We start from the raw sequence: 2,200 nt of genomic DNA, 5'->3' as shown, positions 1-2,200 counted from the left end.
TGTCCTGAATGGAGCCATTTGGATTCGAATTGGCCATATTGAGGAGGTCGCGGATATGAACCACGCCAAGTGCTTGGTCCAGTTCACGGTCGCACAATGGAAAGCGCGAGTGCTCGCTGCCCTGAACCCGCTCAAGGTTGTCGCTAAACTTCGCGTTGATATCGAGGATGATGACTTCGTTTCGAGGCACCATCATGTGCCTGGCTGTTTTGGTTGATAATTCAATAGCCTTTTGAAGAAGCTCAGCCCTTGGTCCGGCAAGCAGACCCGCGCTACGTGCCTGGGCTAAAATAATCTTGAGTTCTTCCTCGGAGTGCAGATCTCCTTCGGTACCCTCGGGGATAAGACCCATGCATTTTAGAACCCATGTGGACACACCATTAAGTACATAAATAAACGGAAAGAAGAGAGCGTGAAAAACACGCATTGGGTATGCGGCGAAGACGGCGACTGACTCAGCTCTCAAGAGCGCGAGGGATTTTGGTGCCAACTCCCCAATTACAATGTGGAGGAAGCTAATGGTGCCGAAAGCGAATATCATGGCGATACGATGGACCCAGACGGGATCATCCACACCCATCATCATCAATGGCCATTCAACAAGCCGAGCAAACGCAGGCTCCCCAAGCCAGCCCAACCCAAGGCTAGCAAAAGTAATCCCAAGCTGTGTGGCCGAAAGATAAGCGTCGAGGTGCGTGACCATGTGCCGGACACCGGGTGCACCCGAGCGTTTTGAGCGAATCAGCTCCTCGATGCGACTGGGTCGGACTTTAACAATGGCAAATTCGGTGGCAACGAAAAACCCGTTTAGCAACACCAAGCAAAAGGCCAGCAATAACGAAAGTATATCCATATATAGATACGGTGGCGCGGATCGAGGTTGCCGTCAAGACCTCATGTAGGCTTAGGTGCTCCACTTTACCCTCGAAGAAATCCTGTTCGTGTGGCATGAGGTTATTAAGGCATGGGAAAGAGCAGGGCGTGATGACCGCATTTTTTGATTTAGATAAGACATTAATGGATGTGAATTCTGGGTCCCAATGGCTCCGCTACGAATTCAAAGCGGGTCGTGTAAGCATTTGGCAAACGGTTCAGGCAATTGGTTGGCTTATTATCTACCATTTCCTAGCCGCCGATATGACCCGGCCTCTGCGGATGGCGATGGAAGACCTCAAGGGAACCAAGGAAGCCGACCTAGTAAGCCGTTCGGATGATTTTTACGCCAAACGCATGCACGGAAGAGTTCGCCCTGGAGCTCTTGCTGCGATGAAGATGCACCGTGAGCGTGGAGACAAACTTGTGCTGCTTACGTCCAGTACTGTTTACGTTGCACGTGAAGTTAGCCGTGAAATGGAGCTCGACGGCTATCTGGCTACTCGGCTAGAGGTCGATCAAAGTGGTGTACTTACGGGTAAGCCCGTTGAACCCATTTGTTTTGGCGAAGGTAAAGTTATCCTCGCTAAGGCATACCTTGAAGCGAATGGTGGAACTTTAGAGGATTCAATCTTCTACACGGATTCCTTTACTGATTTGCCGATGATGGTGGCGGCCGGTGAAGCCGTGGCTGTAAACCCTGATCCAAAGCTTCGCCAAGAAGCGGGTCGGCGGGGTTGGCTCATTTGTGATTGGGGTATCTCGCCGCACTGAACAAAAGATCACTGAACAAGTTGTCAGTCCCATGGGTTAAGTGTTAAACACTCTCAATAAGAAAGAAGGGTGTTCTCATGCTACTTAATCTACGCATTCGCGACTTTGCCATCATCGATCAGGCTGAAGTCGAGTTCTCAACGGGTTTCACCGTGGTCACGGGTGAAACAGGTGCCGGTAAATCGATTTTAGTAGACGCGCTCATGCTTGCTCTCGGAGCCCGCGCAAATAACGAGGTCGTCAGGACTGGAGCTGACACCGCTCGGGTCGAAGCTCTATTTGATATTAAACAGCACCCAGTCGTTCGGGCCCGCTTAGAACAACGAGAACTGGTTGGGGATGATCCAGCCTTACTTTTAATATCGCGTGTGATTGGCAAAAAAGGCCGCAACAAGGTTCTTATCAATGGGCACCTTTCCACGGTCGCTACACTATCGGAAATTGTCCGAGGCCTCGTAGATATCAGTGGTCAGCACGAGCAGCAGAGCCTACTCATGACGGACACACACCTTGAAATACTTGATGCCTATTCTGAAATAGATGGCCTAAAGTC

At 50.6% G+C, this 2,200-nt stretch carries 3 protein-coding genes; 2 read left to right on the top strand and 1 reads right to left on the bottom strand.

Annotated elements, in window-relative coordinates; genetic code table 11:
- Positions 1 to 853 (bottom strand): HlyC/CorC family transporter (locus HOK28_11670; protein MBT6433745.1); only part of this gene is annotated, 853 nt, incomplete at its 3' end.
- Positions 854 to 984: 131 nt separating this feature from the next.
- Between HOK28_11670 and HOK28_11665 the strand changes: the two genes are divergently transcribed.
- Both HOK28_11665 and HOK28_11660 read left to right on the top strand, forming a co-directional pair.
- On the top strand, positions 985 to 1,647 hold the full coding sequence (locus HOK28_11665; GenBank protein MBT6433744.1) for an HAD-IB family hydrolase: 663 nt from the start codon (positions 985 to 987) through the stop codon (positions 1,645 to 1,647).
- A 77-nt stretch (positions 1,648 to 1,724) separates the two neighbouring features.
- Positions 1,725 to 2,200, top strand: a 476-nt coding sequence (locus HOK28_11660) for an AAA family ATPase (protein ID MBT6433743.1), incomplete at its 3' end; no start/stop codon positions are given.

It is taken from the genome of Deltaproteobacteria bacterium, assembly GCA_018668695.1.
GTDB lineage: Bacteria > Myxococcota > XYA12-FULL-58-9 > XYA12-FULL-58-9 > JABJBS01 > JABJBS01.
This window is presented reverse-complemented; position numbering and strand designations above follow the sequence as displayed.